This is a genomic window from Streptococcus sp. F0441 (assembly GCF_000314775.2).
Taxonomy (GTDB): Bacteria; Bacillota; Bacilli; order Lactobacillales; family Streptococcaceae; genus Streptococcus.
The window spans coordinates 1-16,974 of sequence record NZ_KB373321.1 but is presented as its reverse complement, the minus strand read 5'-3'; the positions used below and the strand labels follow the sequence as shown (position 1 = coordinate 16,974).

At 41.2% G+C, this 16,974-nt stretch carries 12 protein-coding genes and 1 tRNA gene; 7 read left to right on the top strand and 6 right to left on the bottom strand.

The genetic code is table 11. The annotated features are described in order from the left end of the window. Window positions 1-126 precede the first annotated feature (126 nt). The 6 genes from csn2 to HMPREF9188_RS00045 form a co-directional block, all read right to left on the bottom strand. Window positions 127-789, bottom strand: a complete 663-nt coding sequence (gene csn2 / locus HMPREF9188_RS00070; protein WP_009729478.1) for a type II-A CRISPR-associated protein Csn2 — start codon at window positions 787-789, stop codon at window positions 127-129. After that, window positions 779-1,123: a CRISPR-associated endonuclease Cas2 gene (cas2, locus tag HMPREF9188_RS00065; RefSeq protein ID WP_002876413.1), complete on the bottom strand. Its 345-nt coding sequence runs from the start codon at window positions 1,121-1,123 to the stop codon at window positions 779-781. Before cas2 ends, csn2 begins: the two co-directional genes overlap by 11 nt. Then, window positions 1,120-1,986 (bottom strand): type II CRISPR-associated endonuclease Cas1, encoded by an 867-nt coding sequence (gene cas1, locus HMPREF9188_RS00060; RefSeq protein WP_009729477.1) that lies wholly within the window; start codon window positions 1,984-1,986, stop codon window positions 1,120-1,122. The genes cas2 and cas1 overlap by 4 nt, the downstream gene beginning before the upstream one ends. Then, on the bottom strand, window positions 1,986-6,101 hold the full coding sequence (gene cas9 / locus HMPREF9188_RS00055) for a type II CRISPR RNA-guided endonuclease Cas9 (protein WP_009729476.1): 4,116 nt from the start codon (window positions 6,099-6,101) through the stop codon (window positions 1,986-1,988). Before cas9 ends, cas1 begins: the two co-directional genes overlap by 1 nt. Window positions 6,102-6,783: 682 nt before the next feature. Continuing rightward, window positions 6,784-7,683: a UTP--glucose-1-phosphate uridylyltransferase GalU gene (gene galU, locus HMPREF9188_RS00050; protein ID WP_009729475.1), complete on the bottom strand. Its 900-nt coding sequence runs from the start codon at window positions 7,681-7,683 to the stop codon at window positions 6,784-6,786. 22 nt (window positions 7,684-7,705) lie between these two features. Continuing rightward, window positions 7,706-8,722 (bottom strand): NAD(P)H-dependent glycerol-3-phosphate dehydrogenase, encoded by a 1,017-nt coding sequence (locus HMPREF9188_RS00045; protein WP_009729474.1) that lies wholly within the window; start codon window positions 8,720-8,722, stop codon window positions 7,706-7,708. 206 nt (window positions 8,723-8,928) lie between these two features. Here HMPREF9188_RS00045 and HMPREF9188_RS00040 point away from each other — a divergent pair, with 206 nt between their 5' ends. The 7 genes from HMPREF9188_RS00040 to HMPREF9188_RS00005 all read left to right on the top strand — a co-directional run bounded on the left by HMPREF9188_RS00040 (window position 8,929) and on the right by HMPREF9188_RS00005 (window position 16,973). Further along, window positions 8,929-10,635 carry an ABC transporter ATP-binding protein gene (locus HMPREF9188_RS00040; protein WP_033588855.1) on the top strand — a complete coding sequence of 569 codons (1,707 nt, stop codon included), beginning with the start codon at window positions 8,929-8,931 and terminating at the stop codon, window positions 10,633-10,635. Window position 10,636: 1 nt separating this feature from the next. Further along, the gene (locus HMPREF9188_RS00035; protein ID WP_009729472.1) at window positions 10,637-12,403 is read left to right on the top strand and encodes an ABC transporter ATP-binding protein; all 1,767 of its coding nucleotides are present in this window, start codon (window positions 10,637-10,639) and stop codon (window positions 12,401-12,403) included. Between the two features lie 139 nt (window positions 12,404-12,542). Beyond that, window positions 12,543-13,232 carry a gamma-glutamyl-gamma-aminobutyrate hydrolase family protein gene (locus HMPREF9188_RS00030; RefSeq protein WP_000124765.1) on the top strand — a complete coding sequence of 230 codons (690 nt, stop codon included), beginning with the start codon at window positions 12,543-12,545 and terminating at the stop codon, window positions 13,230-13,232. 168 nt (window positions 13,233-13,400) lie between these two features. Beyond that, the gene (locus tag HMPREF9188_RS00020; RefSeq protein WP_007519938.1) at window positions 13,401-14,750 is read left to right on the top strand and encodes a glucose-6-phosphate isomerase; all 1,350 of its coding nucleotides are present in this window, start codon (window positions 13,401-13,403) and stop codon (window positions 14,748-14,750) included. Window positions 14,751-14,877: 127 nt separating this feature from the next. Further along, window positions 14,878-16,338: a glutamate--tRNA ligase gene (gene gltX, locus HMPREF9188_RS00015; protein WP_009729471.1), complete on the top strand. Its 1,461-nt coding sequence runs from the start codon at window positions 14,878-14,880 to the stop codon at window positions 16,336-16,338. Window positions 16,339-16,350: 12 nt separating this feature from the next. After that, window positions 16,351-16,785 (top strand): cytidine deaminase family protein, encoded by a 435-nt coding sequence (locus tag HMPREF9188_RS00010; RefSeq protein WP_009729470.1) that lies wholly within the window; start codon window positions 16,351-16,353, stop codon window positions 16,783-16,785. Window positions 16,786-16,901: 116 nt separating this feature from the next. Beyond that, window positions 16,902-16,973, top strand: a tRNA-Glu gene (locus HMPREF9188_RS00005). The last annotated feature ends 1 nt before the right edge of the window (window position 16,974 follow it).

The following is a 16,974-nucleotide window of genomic DNA, read 5'->3' as shown; positions in this document are numbered from 1 at the left end:
GTTTTGGAACCATTCGAAACAACACAGCTCTAAAACCTCGTAGAAAAATTTTTCTCACGAAATTTCGTAATCGCGCCATTCGTCCCAGCCAGACTTCAGCTCGTTAGGTTCCAATTGTTACTCTTATTATACCATATTTTCAGGGTTCAAGAAATAGTCTTGATCCATCACATACTGCGGAAAATCATAGACTTTTCGAGGTTCGATAAATAAAACCCTTAGTTGATTGAGTTGGATATACTCCATCAGATTTACTAACTCATCCTTTGATAGATAGGCGGATGCATTGATGAAAACAAGGAGTTTCTTTTTCGAAAGATATTTAAAAACCTGGACAATCTCTAGCATCTTTTCAAAAGGTGTATCACTCAGGGTTTCGACTTTGACACCAAGTGCATCGATTAACTCTAGAATGGTAATTTCATCATACTCCAAGTCCAATTCGTTTTCCAAGCACTCAAATGCCAATAATTCTGTAATCGTAGCAACCAGCTTTTCAATCATGGATTTGACTTCGGACTTGTCATTGAGCTGATTTTCAAGATCTGTATGTATCAGCTTGAGCATAGCAGGTGAGTTTAGATTGTATCCTAAGACATCCGTTATCAGTAGTAACTCGGACTCTTTCAGAGCTTTTAGATTTCTATCAAATAACTTCAACTCCCCTTCATCAGTATATTGGTAGAACTGCTTGACGATAGTTGAAAAGGTAAACTGGTCTTCCAACACTAAAAAAGTTGCATTTTCAATAGTTAATGGTTCATCTAATAGCGGGAAATTAATCTTCATCTCGAGGCTCCTCTCCTAGAAAGACCAAGCGTGCGTCGGAGTTTGCTACGCTGGTATTTCGCTCGCCATTTAAGTAAATCATGCGAGAAAACTGCTTTTCTGTAACGGTTAAGAGAGTAATGTTTCCTTTCTTAGGGTTATGAGTCTTGAGTCGCTCAATCATGGCGTTATTAGCAGAGTTGTTGAGCAAGAGCTTGCTATAGATGGAGAATTGGTGCATGATAAAACCCTCATCTATGAGGAACTTCCGAAATTTCCGATAGGCCTTGCGTTCCTCTACGGTATCAACTGGCATATCAAACATTAAAATCATACGCATATATCGATAACTCATATCCTAAACTCAGGAACTCCTTTCTCGGGTTGATTGAGAGCTTGGATGACTTTCTTAGTATAGTCGCTGACGATATTGGACAGGTACATATCTTTACCATTGTAGTGAAAGGTATTTGAGAAAATAGTAAAAAGCTCTCGTTTGATTTTGATAAAAGAACTGTTTCGATTTTCATAGACAATTCTGTCAATAATCGGACGGAAAGGCTCCATAATATCGCTGGCTAGGTTGAATTGATTAAACTGATTAGCATGTTTCAAGCCAAACTGGGTCATACAGCCAGACAAGACAATCTCACGCGCAAACATACTCAAAATCAAGGTGTAGCCGTAGTCTAAGGCAGCATTGATATCATTGTCTTGTTCACGGCTAAAATCATTTCCAAACAAGGTGTTAAAATAAATCCGAGCAGCATGACCCTCACGATTGCTAGGATCAAATAAATCCAACCCATGATAGAGATCGATGACTGACTGGCTCTTTTCCAGAAAACCACAACTCCCTAGATAAAAAGCCTGATTGAGAATTTTTTGTGCAATGATGGTTGTCCAGATTTCCGCCTTTATATCTTCATTCCAAGCAATTTGCCGAGAGAGTTGCAAACTGGAATCGTGCCGACCGTAGTAGGGCATTAAGTATGCCGTTGGCAAGCGTTTGTCATCACAAAAGATGACTAGAATATTTTCATCCACCAAACGTTTAATCAGCATAGTGGAGAGAACGATATCCGTCGTCTCCAAAAGTAGGATGTCCACCTCGGACAAGTGAATCAACTCTGTCCGAGAGGCATCTTTAAAAATCAAGTGATTGTTCTTGTAAGAGAGCTTAGAGTGTGTATTGACAACAACGGTTCTCCATCCCATTAGTCTTCTCCTAGTTTGCTCAAGTCAATCCGAGTCTCGTAGAGACCAGTGATGGATTGGTGGATGAGGGTGGCGTTGAGGATTTCGGATACAGTTGTGTATCGTTTTCGATCAACATCTTTGCCAAAAAATTTAAAGGCAGCAGGAGCACCCAAAGCAGTAAAGGTCAACAAATTGATAAACGAATTTGCTAGAATTTCTATATCTGCTTGCTCATTGTCTGCATATAAGTTCTTGATTTTCTCTAGATTTGCATCCGCGAGGACATATTTTTGAGAGAACTCAGATACAAGATTTAACAAATCCTTAAATTCATTTCGGTGTTTCTGAATGTATTCTAAATGTCCTGGTTCGTCTAGTTTATGGACATTTTTAGAATGGTAGAGCAAGGTTGTTAAATATACTGGAAGCACTATTTCATTGCATTTTTGAAGTTCTTTCGCACTTGCAAGTAGTCGTCTGCGACCATTTTCCAGTTCAAATAAACTATACTTAGGCAGGCAGAGGATATTTTCTTTACATACATTATGATAGCCTTTATTTTCAAGGAAAGCTATTGGATTCTTCTCAAAAGCGTCTTTCTCCATGATGGTAATACCAACTAGAGTCTTGACAGTCTTCAGTTTTTTCGCTTTCCCTTTTTCGATATCGGCAATGAGCAAGATTGAGTAGGCGATAACCGGACTATCAAATCCCCCATATTTAGTAGTGTCCCAAAGAATATCCTTTGTTTTTCGAGGGATTAGCTTATCAGAATTTCCCTTAGGAAGAATGGACTCTTTAGAGAAGCCACCTGTTTGCACCTCTCGCTTCTTCACAATATTCACCTGCGGAAGTGAAAGAACTTTTTTGATTGTAGCGAAATCTTTTTCCTTATTCCAAGCGATTTCTCCGGTATCTTTGGAGTATTCGATATTCTCTCTTTTTACGATAGTTCCGTCTGCGTAATGCACCTCTTCTTTAAAGAAGTTCAACAAGTTTGAGTAGAAGAAATACTTTTCAGTTGCTTTTTCGATTTCTTTAGGGTCTTTGGATCTTGAGATGTATCTCTTAAGATCGTACTTTTGATAGTCACCATAGACGAATTCAGGCTCTAGCTTAGGATATTTCTTAAGGATAGCCTTAGCAACCACTGCATTTAAATAGGCATCATGCGCGTGGTGGTAGTCATTGATTTCCCGAACCTTGTATAACTCAAATTCTTTACGGAAGTTGGAAACCAGATTGGATTTCAAAGTGATGATTTTGACGGTACGGTTCTTCTTATCCTTCTCAGTCACTTCTTTATTGAAGCGAGCATCCAAAATCTGTGCAACATGTTTTGTGATTTGGCGTGTTTCAACTAGTTGGCGTTTGATAAAGCCAACTTTATCAAGCTCGTTTAGCCCGCCTCGTTCAGCCTTGGTTAAATTGTTAAATTTACGGTAGGAAATCAATTTGGAATCCAACAATTGTTGCCAAAAAACCTTCATCTTATCAACTACTTCAAGGCTAGGAACATTATCGGATTTCCCACGATTATCCTTTGAACTAGTCAAGACACGGTTATCAAGAGAATCATCCTTGATAAAGGCCTGTGGGATGATGTGGTCAATGTCACAACTGCTTAGCTGGTTGATATCAAGGGCTTCTCCAGTATACATATCTTTCCCGTTTTGGAGATAGTAAAGGAAGAGACGGTCATTCTGAAGTTGAATATTATCTGTCGGATGTTCTTTTAGAATTTTGGAGTTAAGTCCAGATGCTAAGATTTTTAATGAATCTTCAATTCGCTTATATCTTTGTTGAGAATTCTTTTTCCCTCTGGCAGTTGTCTGATTTTCGCGAGCCATTTCAATCACAATGGACTCGGGAGCATGGCCCATAACCTTGACAAGCTCATCAACTATCTTGATACTTTGTAAAATTCCCTTTTTAATAGCGGGACTGCCTGGGAGTTCTTGGACGACTTGCTTCACATCATTTGTCTTCCCAACCACTTGTGCTTTTTGAATAATTTCTTTGAAGGAAAGTCCATCATCGTTGATTAACTGCATAAAGTTACGATTAATCTCACCATCATCAATCAGGTAGTCAAGAATCGTATTGCCAGTTTGTTTATCACTGATACCGTTAATCAACTTAGCAGAGAGTTTTCCCCAACCAGTATAATGTCGACGAGTCAGTGCTTTGATGACTTTTTCATCAAAGAGAGAGTCATATTGAGCAAGGCGTTGCTTGATCATCTCACGATCTTCAAAGATAGTTAGCGTGTGGACGATATTTTCAAGAATTGCTTCATTTTTAGCATCATCCATAAACGCTTTATCCTTGATTATTTTAAGTAAATCATGATAAGTAGAAAGACTAGCATTAAATTGTTTTTCAATTCCTTTTAGTTCGATTCCATCGTAGCCATCAACATTGTGTAGAAACTGGATGATGTCTTTTTCAGTTACTTTTCTTTTCTCTTTGAATAATTGAGTGACAATTTGCTTCTTCTGCCCACTATCAAGGAATTGATAGTCTCTCAATCCTTCTGCAATAAATTTTACTTTTGTTAATTCATTATAGACAGCAAATGTTTCATACAAGAGACTGTGCTTAGGCAAAACTTTTTCTTCTGGCAGATACAAGTCATAGTTGGTCATCTTATTGATGAAGTCTTCCGCAGAGCTTGCTTTATCAACAATTTCTTCAAAATTCCAAGGTCTGATTGCTTGGTCAGAATTTCGAGTAAGCCAAGCAAAATCACGATTACCACGAGCCAATGGACCAACGTAGTAAGGAATGCGGAAAGTCAAGATTTTTTCTATTTTTTCTTTATTTTCCTTCAGGAATGGATAATGTTCTCCTTGCCGACGGAGAATGGCATTCATTTCTTGAAGATGAATTTGGTGAGGAATAGAACCATTATCAAAGGTGCGTTGTTTTCTCAAAAAATCTTCACGTTCAATTTTATCCAGGAAATAGTCTGCCCCTTCGAATTTAGAGAGAAGATTTTTGATATATTTGTAAAATGTTTCTTGTGTGGTCTTACCATCAATATATCCAGCATACCCATCTTCAGATTGGTCAGAAAAAACTTCATCATATTTTTCTGGAAGATTGTTTTTGATGAATTGTTTTAAAGATGCCAAATCTTTTTGGTGATTTTCATAGCGCTCAATCATAGATGCTGACAGCGGAGCCTTGGTTGAAGGATTTGTAACGGTTAAGATTCCTGATAGAAGGATGGCGTCATAGAGTTTTTTAGCAACTAGAAAAAGATCAGCAAAGTCATCTCCAATTTGTCCGAGTAAGTTTTCCAAATCCTCATCATAGGTATCTCTAGAGAATTGTAGTGGAGCTTTTTCTTCTAAGTCAAAATGTTTTTTAAAATCAGCCTGATTTCCTACAATTAACTTGAGAAATTCTGAAAAGAGACCAGTGGATTTTTCATCAGGAAAGAGTTTTAGAACGCGTTCTCTCTTTGCAGATTTGCTAATTTTATCAGTAAAAATTGCTTCTACTTGTACGTTTTGTCCACTAAGCGAATTTCCTTCAAAGGTGTTGTTGTAAATGCTTATAAATTCATTAAAGATTTTTTGGATATCATTGTTTTTAATATCGAAAGCTTCTTCATATAAAAAATGCCCACGGTATTTAATCATATGAGCTAATGCCAGATAGATCAAGCGCAAGTCAGTTTTTTCTTTTGAATCTGCTAATTGCTTTCTCAAATGATAGATAGTTGGAAATTGCTTATGGTATTTTTTTTCTTCTGCTAAGGTAGCAAAAATAGGATATTTACTCCCTCTTTTGTCCTCAGGAATTAAAAAGGAGTCATCCAATCGATGAAAGAAACTACTATCCACCTTGCCTATTTCCTCAGAAAAGATTTCTTGAAGATAGCGAAGACGATTTTTCCGGCGAGTATAGCGACGACGTGCAGTTCGTTTAAGGCGTCTAGCCTCAGCAGTAGTTCCCTCGTCAAACAATAGAGCCCCGATGAGATTTTTCTTGATAAAGTGTTTATCGGTATTGCCCAAAACTTTCATCTTTTTCGATGGGACTTTATAATCGTCAGTGATAACACTCCATCCGACACTGTTAGTTCCGATATCAAGTCCGATAGAGTAATTTTTGTTTTCCATGTATAAAAACCTCCGTTGTATTTGTATTAAGATATAATTTAAAAATTAAGAAATGAGAGCTTTGATTAAGTCAATGCACCCCTTCATAAACTTTACTAACTCAGTTAGAATAGCTAAATTATCTTTAGTAAATTTGAATTTCTTCAAAACAATCTCCTTAAAATACAATCCTTATTATATTTTAGCATTTCCAATGAGAATTTCAATAAAATAATGATATATTTGTGGAAATCTGTTAGAATTAGTAAGGGGTTGTATTTTAGTTTTAGAACTGTGTTGTTTCAAATGAGGATAAACAAGCTTTTTGTCGTATCTGTAAAATGATTTACATTTCACTTGATAATCTTTGACAAGTATAGTACAATAAAGCTGTTGGAACTATTCGAAACAACACAGCAAGTTAAAATAAGGCTTTGTCCGTACACAACTTGAAAAAGTGCGCACCGATTCGGTGCTTTTTATTTTATTATACTAACTCATTGTACTCCTATTTTTAGAAAAAAACAAATAATATCGTAGCGCTTTCATAAAATTCGAGATCAATTCGATGGGGCTTGTAAGTAGGTTAACTGAGAAATACGATTTCCTTTTGTTGGTTTATATGTTTGAGATGATAGAAATACAAAATAAAAAGAACTGGGATAATTAACTATCCGAGTTCTTTTTTATATGAACTGTTCTTCTATTCCCCTTCAGCTAACTCTTTTCCAAGCTGGATGAGATAATCTTTCAAGTCGTCTTTGACTTGGGGGTGTCTTAGTGCGTAATCAATAGATGTTTTCATAAAGCCAAACTTGTCTCCAACATCATAACGAGCGCCCTTGAATTCACGAGCGAAAACACGCTGTGTTTTGTTAAGGGTGTCAATTGCATCGGTAAGCTGGATTTCATTGCCAGCACCTGGTTTTTGGTGTTCCAAGATTTGGAAAATTTCAGGTGTGAGGAGGTAACGCCCGATAATAGCAAGGTCGCTAGGAGCCTCCTCTGGCGCTGGTTTTTCAACGAAAGTTTCAACACTGTAAAGACCGTCTTTTCCTTCACCTTGCGGAGCAATAACCCCGTAAGCAGAGACTTCGTCGTGAGGGACTGGCATAACAGCGATAGTGGACGCGTGTGTACGCTCGTAGTCATCCATGAGTTGTTTGGTGAGCGGAACAGCTTTTTCGTTGGTGATATCCATCAAGTCATCACCAAGCATAACGATAAAGGGTTCATTTCCAACGAAAGCCTTGGCTTGCAAAACAGCATCTCCGAGACCACGTGGATGCGTTTGGCGGATAAAATGCAGGCGCATGCCAGTTGTTTCATCAACTAGCTTCAAAAGATCTGTTTTCCCTTTTTCTTTGAGGTTGTATTCCAATTCGAAGTTTGAGTCGAAGTGGTCCTCAATGGAACGTTTTGACTTACCAGTCACAACCAAAATGTCTTCGATACCAGATTTGAGGGCTTCTTCAACGATAAACTGGATAGTTGGCTTGTCCACGATTGGCAACATTTCCTTGGCTAAGGCCTTAGTTGCTGGGAGGAAACGAGTTCCCAATCCAGCGGCAGGGATGACTGCTTTTCTGACTTTTTGTTTCATAAATGTTCCTTTCTATAAAGGTCTACGACCACTCGTTTTCTGCTTTAAATTCATTGCTCATGATGTCGTTGATTGCTTCTTTGATATTGACACCTTCGTAGATAACTCGGTAAATAGCCTGTGTGATTGGCATGTAGACACCCAATTCCTGAGCCAGTTCGTGAGCTGCTCGAGTTGTTGAAATGCCTTCAATGACCATGCCCATGTTTGCTTCGATGTCTGCGAGGGATTCTCCACGGCCAAGAGCATTACCGGCCCTCCAGTTACGAGAGTGGACAGATGTTCCCGTTACAATCAAATCCCCAACTCCAGAAAGCCCGCTATAAGTTAGAGGATTTGCCCCAAGAGCGACTCCTAGACGGGTGATTTCTGTCAAGCCACGTGCGATGATGGCCGCCTTGGCATTGTCGCCAAACCCTAGACCATGTAGTGCGCCAGCGCCAACTGCGATGATATTTTTAAGAGCACCAGCGGTTTCAACCCCGATAACATCCGTATTAGTATAGAGACGGAAGTAGTGATTGCTAAAGAGATTTTGAACGTACTGAGCAGTTTCGAGGTCTTTAGAGGCTGCTGTAATCAAGGTAATATCCCGTACAATAGTTTCCTCAGCATGGCTCGGCCCTGAAACAACGACGATATCACTGCGAAGGTCAGCTGGGATTTCCTCCTCAAGAATGGTTGATAGACGTTTGTGGCTATCTGGTTCCAATCCTTTGGAGGCATGCATGATGACAACCTTGTGATCAAGCACCTTTGCTACTTGTTGGGCAACCAGTCTCGTCACTTTTGTTGGGACCACAAATAAAACAGCATCCACATCCTTTAGTGTTTCTTCCAAGTCATGATAGGCTTTGATCTTTTCGTCGAGTAGGATATCTTTGAAGTAGCGTTTGTTTGTATGTTGGTTATTGATTTCATCAATTTGGTCAGAAATATTTCCCCAAATTCGAACTTCGTGTCCATTGTCGTTTAGGACCTGCGAAAGGGCGGTCCCCCAAGAACCAGGACCCAAGACAGCGATGGTTTGTTTCTTCATCTTTTCCTCCTTGTAAGAGTTCTTCCTTTCATTTTACCATAAAAAGCCTTTTCATGCATCACCTGTATATGAAAGCGCACTAATTTATAATAAGGAGACTTCTTTGACAAGATTCCTCTTTTTTGCTAGAATAGCATCAATATGAACGAATGGGAAGGAGCTGACGCAGGATGTCGCTCCCTTTATCTATTTTATTAGGAGGAAATATGCTCATTAAAAAAATAAAAACCTATAAATGGCAGGCCTTGGCATCCCTAGTGATGACAGGCTTGATGGTTGCGAGCTCGCTCTTGCAACCGCGCTATTTGCAAGAGGTGTTAGAGGCTTTGTTGGCCGGTCAACATGAGGCTATTTATAGTATTGGCGCTTGGCTGATAGGAGTAGCCCTAGTGGGGCTGGTTGCAGGTGGGGTCAATGTGACACTTGCAGCCTACATTGCTCAAGGAGTGTCTTCGGATCTTCGGGAAGACGCCTTTCGAAAAATCCAGACTTTTTCTTATGCCAATATCGAGCAATTCAATGCCGGCAACCTTGTCGTCCGTATGACCAATGATATCAACCAAATTCAGAATGTGGTGATGATGGCTTTTCAAATCCTCTTCCGTCTCCCTCTTCTCTTCATCGGTTCCTTTATTTTGGCGGTCCACACTCTCCCGTCACTTTGGTGGGTGATTGTCCTTATGGTGCTCCTAATCTTTGCACTTACAGCCATTATGATGGGGATGATGGGGCCACGATTTGCTAAGTTTCAAACCCTTCTTGAGCGGATCAATGCTATTGCTAAAGAAAATCTACGTGGTGTGCGTGTGGTCAAATCCTTTGTGCAGGAAAAAGAGCAGTTTGCCAAGTTTACCGAAGTCTCAGATGAGCTTCTCGGTCAAAATCTCTATATCGGCTACGCCTTCTCTGTAGTGGAACCCTTCATGATGCTAGTCGGCTATGGGGCGGTCTTTCTCTCTATCTGGTTGGTGGCTGGAATGGCTCAGTCAGATCCGTCTGTAGTGGGCTCTGTTGCTTCCTTTATCAACTATCTCAGCCAAATCATCTTCACTATTATCATGGTTGGTTTTTTGGGAAATTCTGTCAGCCGTGCCATGATTTCCTTACGTCGTATCCGTGAGATTCTAGATACCGAGCCAGCGATGACTTTTAAGGACCTCCCAGATGAGGAGTTGGAAGGAAGTCTCTCTTTTGAAAATGTAACCTTTACCTATCCCAATGATGACGAACCTATGCTGAAGAATGTAAGCTTTGATATTGCGCCTGGTCAGATGGTCGGTGTGGTTGGAGCAACTGGAGCAGGGAAGTCCACCTTGGCTCAGTTAATTCCACGACTGTTTGATCCACAGGAGGGCTCTATTAAGATTGGTGGCAAGGATATTCAAGACGTCAGCGAGGGAACCTTGCGTAAAACAGTTTCCATCGTCTTGCAACGTGCTATTCTTTTTAGTGGAACCATTGCAGATAATCTCCGTCAAGGAAAAGGCAATGCCAGCGCTTCCGAATTGGAACGTGCAGCACAAATCGCTCAAGCCAGCGAATTTATCGGACGCATGGAAAACAAATTTGAGAGTCAGGTCGAGGAACGTGGCACCAACTTTTCTGGTGGGCAAAAACAACGGATGTCGATTGCCCGTGGGATTGTCAGCAATCCCCGTATCCTGATTTTTGACGATTCAACTTCGGCCTTGGATGCCAAGTCAGAGAGACTCGTGCAGGAAGCTTTGAACAAAGACCTGAAAGGGACAACAACGATTATCATCGCTCAAAAAATCAGTTCAGTCGTCCATGCAGACAAGATTTTGGTCTTGGACCAAGGGCGATTGATTGGAGAAGGAAGGCATGCGGACTTGGTAGCTAGCAATGCTGTCTACCGAGAAATCTACGAAACACAAAAGGGAAAGGAGGAATAAAATGAAAACAGTTCGATTTTTCTGGAATTATTTTAAAGTTTACAAGTTCTCCTTTGTCATTGTGATTCTGATGGTTGCGGTGGCGACAATTGCCCAAGCCCTCTTTCCTGTTTTTTCAGGCCAAGCAGTCACAGAGCTTGCTAATCTAGTTCTGGCTTATCAAAATGGAACTTCCGAACTAGCCTGGCAGAGTTTATCGGCTCTGATGCTGAATCTAGCTCTTGTTGTCCTTGTCTTGGTTGTGTCTAGCTTGATTTACATGACCTTGATGACCCGTGTGATTGCCGAGTCGACAAATGAGATGCGTAAGGGCCTCTTTGGCAAACTTTCTCGTTTGACGGTTTCTTTCTTTGACCGCCATCAGGATGGCGACATCCTTTCTCGCTTCACGAGTGACTTGGACAACATCCTTCAAGCCTTCAATGAAAGCCTAGTTCAGGTTATGAGCAATATTGCTCTTTACATCGGTTTGATTTTTGTCATGTTTTCAAAAAATGTGACGCTCGCCCTGATAACAGTAGCCAGCACCCCAGTGGCCTTTCTCATGCTGATCTTTATCGTGAAGATGGCCCGCAAGTACACCAATCTCCAGCAAAAAGAGGTTGGGAAACTCAATGCCTACATGGACGAAAGTATTTCAGGGCAGAAAGCTGTTATCGTACAAGGAATTCAAGACGACATCGTAGCAGGCTTTGTGGAGCAAAATGAGCGCGTGCGCAAGGCAACCTTTAAAGGGAGAATGTTCTCAGGTATCCTCTTTCCTGTTATGAATGGGATGAGCTTGGTCAATACGGCCATCGTTATTTTTGCAGGTTCTGCGGTCTTGCTGAACGATCCAAGTATCGAAACAACGACAGCCCTAGGTTTGATCGTCATGTTTACCCAATTTTCTCAGCAGTACTACCAGCCGATTATCCAGGTGGCTGCGAGTTGGGGGAGCCTCCAGTTGGCCTTTACTGGGGCGGATCGTATCCAGGAAATGTTCAATGCAGAAGAAGAGATTCGTCCGCAAAATGCCCCTGCCTTTACGGAATTGCGAGAGGGTGTTGAAATCAGTCATATTGATTTCTCTTATGTGCCAGATAAGCCGATTTTAAAAGATGTTAGTATTTCAGCTCCTAAGGGGCAGATGATAGCAGTTGTCGGTCCGACTGGTTCAGGGAAAACGACCATCATGAATCTCATCAATCGTTTCTACGATGTGGATGCAGGTAGCATTTCTTTTGATGGAAAAGACATTCGTGACTACGACTTGGATAGCTTGCGGAGCAAGGTCGGGATTGTCCTGCAGGATTCGGTCTTGTTTAGTGGAACGATTCGGGACAATATCCGTTTCGGTGTGCCAGATGCCAGTCAGGAAATGGTCGAAGCAGCTGCCAAGGCAACTCATATTCATGACTACATCGAAAGCCTGCCTGATAAGTATGATACCCTTATTGATGATGAGCAAAATATCTTCTCGACTGGGCAGAAACAATTGATTTCCATCGCTCGGACCTTGATGACAGATCCCCAAGTCCTAATTTTAGATGAAGCGACTTCCAATGTGGACACCGTAACAGAAAGCAAGATTCAACATGCCATGGAGGCAGTTGTAGCAGGTCGAACCAGTTTTGTCATTGCCCATCGTCTCAAGACCATCCTCAATGCCGATCAGATTATTGTCCTCAAAGATGGGGAGGTCATTGAACGTGGAAATCATCACGAGTTGCTCAAACTTGGCGGTTTCTACTCAGAACTGTATCACAATCAATTTGTCTTCGAATAAGAAAGAAGTTGTCCTCATTGGGCAGCTTTTTCTTATCCATAAAAAATACTTATCACGGTCTTTAAAAAAACATATTAGACAGGAAAGGGTTGGAGTGATAAGATAAGACTGTCGCAAGAAAATCGAAAGGAGACACATCATGGCTAGAACGGTTGTAGGAGTTGCTGCAAATCTATGTCCTGTAGATGCAGAAGGGAAAAACATCCACTCATCTGTATCCTGTAAATTTGCAGAGAGCATTCGTCAAGTCGGCGGTCTCCCTTTAGTGATTCCTGTAGGGGATGAGTCCATTGTGCGCGATTATGTGGAAATGATTGACAAACTCATCTTGACAGGTGGACAAAATGTCCATCCTCAGTTTTATGGGGAGAAAAAGACTATTGAGAGCGATGATTACAACCTTGTACGCGATGAGTTTGAACTAGCTCTCTTGAGAGAAGCACTTCATCAGAATAAGCCCATTTTGGCAATCTGCCGTGGGGTTCAGCTGGTCAATGTTGCTTTTGGCGGCACTCTTCACCAAGAAATTGAAGGTCACTGGCAAGGTTTGCCTTTTGGGACATCTCATTCTATTGAGACAGTGGAAGGAAGCGTGGTGGCTAAGTTGTTTGGCAAAGAAAGTCAGGTCAACTCAGTCCATCGTCAAAGTATTAAAGATCTGGCGCCTAATTTCCGTGTGACAGCGGTGGATCCTCGAGACCAGACCATCGAAGCGATTGAGTCTATCGACGAGCATCGTATTATCGGTTTACAGTGGCACCCAGAGTTTCTGGTCAATGAAGAAGACGGCAATTTAGAACTATTTGAGTATTTATTAAATGAATTGTAACGGTTAGAGACTCTAGCCGTTTTTATTCGTTCTTTCAGATTTTTTGTATTTTGGCATTTTTACGCAAACGTTTGAATTCTGATAAAAATTGGGCAAATTCAATAAAAAAGCTTGAAAAAATCGAAGGTAAGCGTTATGATAGAAAAGAAGAAATATTGGAGGAATATCATGTCACATATTAAATTTGACTATTCAAAAGTTTTGGACAAATTTGTTGCCCCACATGAAGTGGAATACATGCAATCACAAGTAACAGCAGCAGACGAATTGATCCGTAAAGGAACTGGTGCTGGTAGCGACTTTTTGGGTTGGTTGGACCTTCCTGAAAATTACGACCGCGAAGAATTCGACCGCATCTTGAAAGCTGCTGAGCAAATCAAATCAGACAGCGATGTTTTGGTTGTAATCGGTATCGGTGGATCTTACCTTGGTGCCAAAGCAGCCATCGACTTCTTGAACCACCACTTTGCTAACTTGCAAACAAAAGAAGAACGCAAAGCTCCACAAATCCTTTACGCAGGAAACTCAATCTCATCTACTTACCTTGCTGACTTGGTAGAGTACGTAGCTGACAAAGACTTCTCAGTAAACGTGATTTCTAAATCAGGTACAACAACTGAGCCAGCCATCGCTTTCCGCGTCTTCAAAGAACTCTTGGTTAAGAAATACGGTCAAGAAGAAGCTAACAAACGTATCTACGCTACAACTGACCGCCAAAAAGGTGCTGTTAAGGTTGAAGCAGATGCCAACGGTTGGGAAACATTTGTAGTTCCAGATGACATCGGTGGACGTTTCTCAGTATTAACAGCAGTTGGTTTGCTTCCAATCGCTGCATCAGGAGCTGACATCAAAGCCCTTATGGAAGGTGCTAACGCAGCTCGTAAAGACTACACTTCAGACAAACTTTCAGAAAACGAAGCTTACCAATACGCAGCCGTTCGTAACATCCTTTACCGCAAAGGCTATGCAACTGAAATCTTGGTAAACTATGAGCCATCACTTCAATACTTCTCAGAATGGTGGAAACAATTGGCTGGTGAGTCAGAAGGGAAAGACCAAAAAGGTATTTACCCAACTTCAGCTAACTTCTCAACTGACTTGCACTCATTGGGTCAATTTATCCAAGAAGGAACTCGTATCATGTTTGAAACAGTTGTCCGTGTTGACAAACCGCGTAAGAACGTGATCATCCCTACTTTGGAAGAAGACCTTGACGGACTTGGTTACCTTCAAGGAAAAGACGTTGACTTTGTAAACAAAAAAGCGACTGACGGTGTTCTTCTTGCCCACACTGACGGTGATGTACCAAACATGTACGTGACTCTTCCTGAGCAAGATGCCTTCACTCTTGGTTACACTATCTACTTCTTCGAATTGGCAATTGCTCTTTCAGGTTACTTGAATGCTATCAATCCATTTGACCAACCAGGTGTTGAAGCCTACAAACGTAATATGTTTGCCCTTCTTGGAAAACCAGGATTTGAAGAATTGAGCAAAGAGCTTAACGCACGTCTATAATAGAAGAAAAGAGTGGCTTGTCCACTCTTTTTACTCTCTTTATTCGTAGACGTTGGACTCAGGCGAGACTTGTGATATAATATAGAAAGCAAAAAGGCAGACGCCTAGAGACTTTATAGGAGAAACTATGTCAAAAGATATCCGCGTACGCTACGCACCAAGTCCAACAGGACTCCTACACATCGGAAATGCCCGTACAGCATTGTTTAACTACCTTTACGCACGCCATCATGGTGGAACTTTTATCATCCGTATCGAAGATACTGACCGCAAACGTCATGTCGAAGACGGAGAACGTTCACAACTTGAAAACCTTCGTTGGTTAGGCATGGACTGGGATGAAAGTCCAGAAACTCATGAAAACTACCGCCAGTCTGAGCGTTTGGAACTTTATCAAAAATACATCGACCAACTCTTGGCTGAAGGAAAAGCCTACAAATCTTACGTTACAGAAGAAGAATTGGCAGCGGAACGTGAACGCCAAGAAGCAGCTGGTGAAACACCTCGTTACATCAACGAATACCTTGGTATGAGCGAGGAAGAAAAAGCAGCTTATGTTGCAGAACGTGAAGCAGCTGGTATCATCCCAACTGTCCGTTTGGCTGTCAATGAGTCTGGTATCTACAAATGGCACGATATGGTCAAAGGTGATATCGAGTTTGAAGGTGGCAATATCGGTGGTGACTGGGTTGTCCAAAAGAAAGACGGTTACCCAACTTACAACTTTGCCGTTGTTATCGATGACCACGATATGCAAATTTCTCATGTTATCCGTGGAGATGACCACATCGCCAACACACCCAAACAGCTTATGGTTTATGAAGCACTGGGCTGGGAAGCTCCAGAGTTTGGTCACATGACTTTGATTATCAACTCTGAAACGGGTAAAAAGTTGTCTAAACGCGATACCAACACCCTCCAATTTATCGAAGATTATCGTAAGAAAGGCTATTTGCCAGAAGCAGTCTTTAACTTTATCGCTCTTCTTGGTTGGAACCCAGGTGGTGAAGATGAAATTTTCTCACGTGAGGAATTGATTAAACTCTTTGATGAAAATCGTCTCAGCAAGTCACCAGCAGCCTTCGATCAGAAGAAACTAGACTGGATGAGCAACGACTACATCAAGAGAGCCGATCTAGCTACTATCTTTGAAATGGCCAAACCATACTTAGAAGAAGCAGGACGTTTAACTGACAAGTCTGAAAAAATGGTGGAACTCTACAAGCCACAAATGAAGTCAGTGGACGAAATTGTTCCGTTGACAGATCTTTTCTTTGCAGATTTCCCAGAGTTGACAGATGCTGAGCGCGAGGTTATGGCAGGAGAAACCGTTCCGGTTGTTCTAGAAGCCTTCAAAGCGAAACTAGAATCAATGACAGATAAGGAATTTGTGACAGAAAACATCTTCCCACAAATCAAAGCAGTTCAAAAAGAAACAGGCATTAAAGGAAAAAACCTCTTCATGCCTATTCGTATTGCTGTATCAGGTGAAATGCATGGACCAGAACTTCCAGATACGATTTACCTATTAGGTCGTGAAAAATCTATCCAGCATATCGAGAACATGCTCAAAGAGATTTCTAAATAAAAAGGACTGCAGATGGATACATGGGAAAAGATGTACGAAGAAGCACGAACCTTATACAATCCTCATGAAGTTTCTGACTTTGTTTATGCTAACCATGTCGTTGCCGCAGTAGAAGCAGAAGATGGTCAGATATTCACAGGATTTTGTATGGAGGGCACTTGTGGCGTTTTTCATCTCTGCGCAGAACGAGCAGCTCTCTTCAATATGTATCAATTTTCAGGACAAACTAAACTTAAGAAAATCCTCGCCTTTCGAGATAAACCTCCCTACGGCGAAGGATCCGGTATGCCCTGTGGCGCATGCAGAGAATTTCTCTTAGAATTGAATGCTGAAAATAAAGAAGCAGAGTTCATGATGAACTACGAAACAAGAAAAACAATCAAAGTTGCGGAGTTGATCCCATACTGGTGGGGAGAGGAACGTGCGACTAATTGGCAAGATAAATAGAAGGAGCCAGTTTTACTGGCTCTCTTCCCTTATTTTTTCAGAATTTTGATAAAGAGGAAAAAAGTTCTTGACAAAGGAGGAAAAGTAGGTATAATAGAAAGAGTTGAAAAGCTCAAGGTCCGTTGGTCAAGGGGTTAAGACACCGCCTTTTCACGGCGGTAACACGGGTTCGAATCCCGTACGGACTAT

Excerpts from the sequence above, each read along its gene's own strand:
- HMPREF9188_RS00030 (WP_000124765.1), top strand. The coding sequence starts at position 12,543 with ATGGCTAGAACGGTTGTAGGAGTTGCTGCAAATCTATGTCCTGTAGAT.
- cas1 (WP_009729477.1), bottom strand. The coding sequence starts at position 1,986 with ATGGGATGGAGAACCGTTGTTGTCAATACACACTCTAAGCTCTCTTAC.
- HMPREF9188_RS00035 (WP_009729472.1), top strand. The coding sequence starts at position 10,637 with ATGAAAACAGTTCGATTTTTCTGGAATTATTTTAAAGTTTACAAGTTC.
- HMPREF9188_RS00040 (WP_033588855.1), top strand. The coding sequence starts at position 8,929 with ATGCTCATTAAAAAAATAAAAACCTATAAATGGCAGGCCTTGGCATCC.
- galU (WP_009729475.1), bottom strand. The coding sequence starts at position 7,683 with ATGAAACAAAAAGTCAGAAAAGCAGTCATCCCTGCCGCTGGATTGGGA.
- HMPREF9188_RS00020 (WP_007519938.1), top strand. The coding sequence starts at position 13,401 with ATGTCACATATTAAATTTGACTATTCAAAAGTTTTGGACAAATTTGTT.
- cas2 (WP_002876413.1), bottom strand. The coding sequence starts at position 1,123 with ATGAGTTATCGATATATGCGTATGATTTTAATGTTTGATATGCCAGTT.
- gltX (WP_009729471.1), top strand. The coding sequence starts at position 14,878 with ATGTCAAAAGATATCCGCGTACGCTACGCACCAAGTCCAACAGGACTC.
- HMPREF9188_RS00045 (WP_009729474.1), bottom strand. The coding sequence starts at position 8,722 with ATGAAGAAACAAACCATCGCTGTCTTGGGTCCTGGTTCTTGGGGGACC.
- HMPREF9188_RS00010 (WP_009729470.1), top strand. The coding sequence starts at position 16,351 with ATGGATACATGGGAAAAGATGTACGAAGAAGCACGAACCTTATACAAT.
- csn2 (WP_009729478.1), bottom strand. The coding sequence starts at position 789 with ATGAAGATTAATTTCCCGCTATTAGATGAACCATTAACTATTGAAAAT.
- cas9 (WP_009729476.1), bottom strand. The coding sequence starts at position 6,101 with ATGGAAAACAAAAATTACTCTATCGGACTTGATATCGGAACTAACAGT.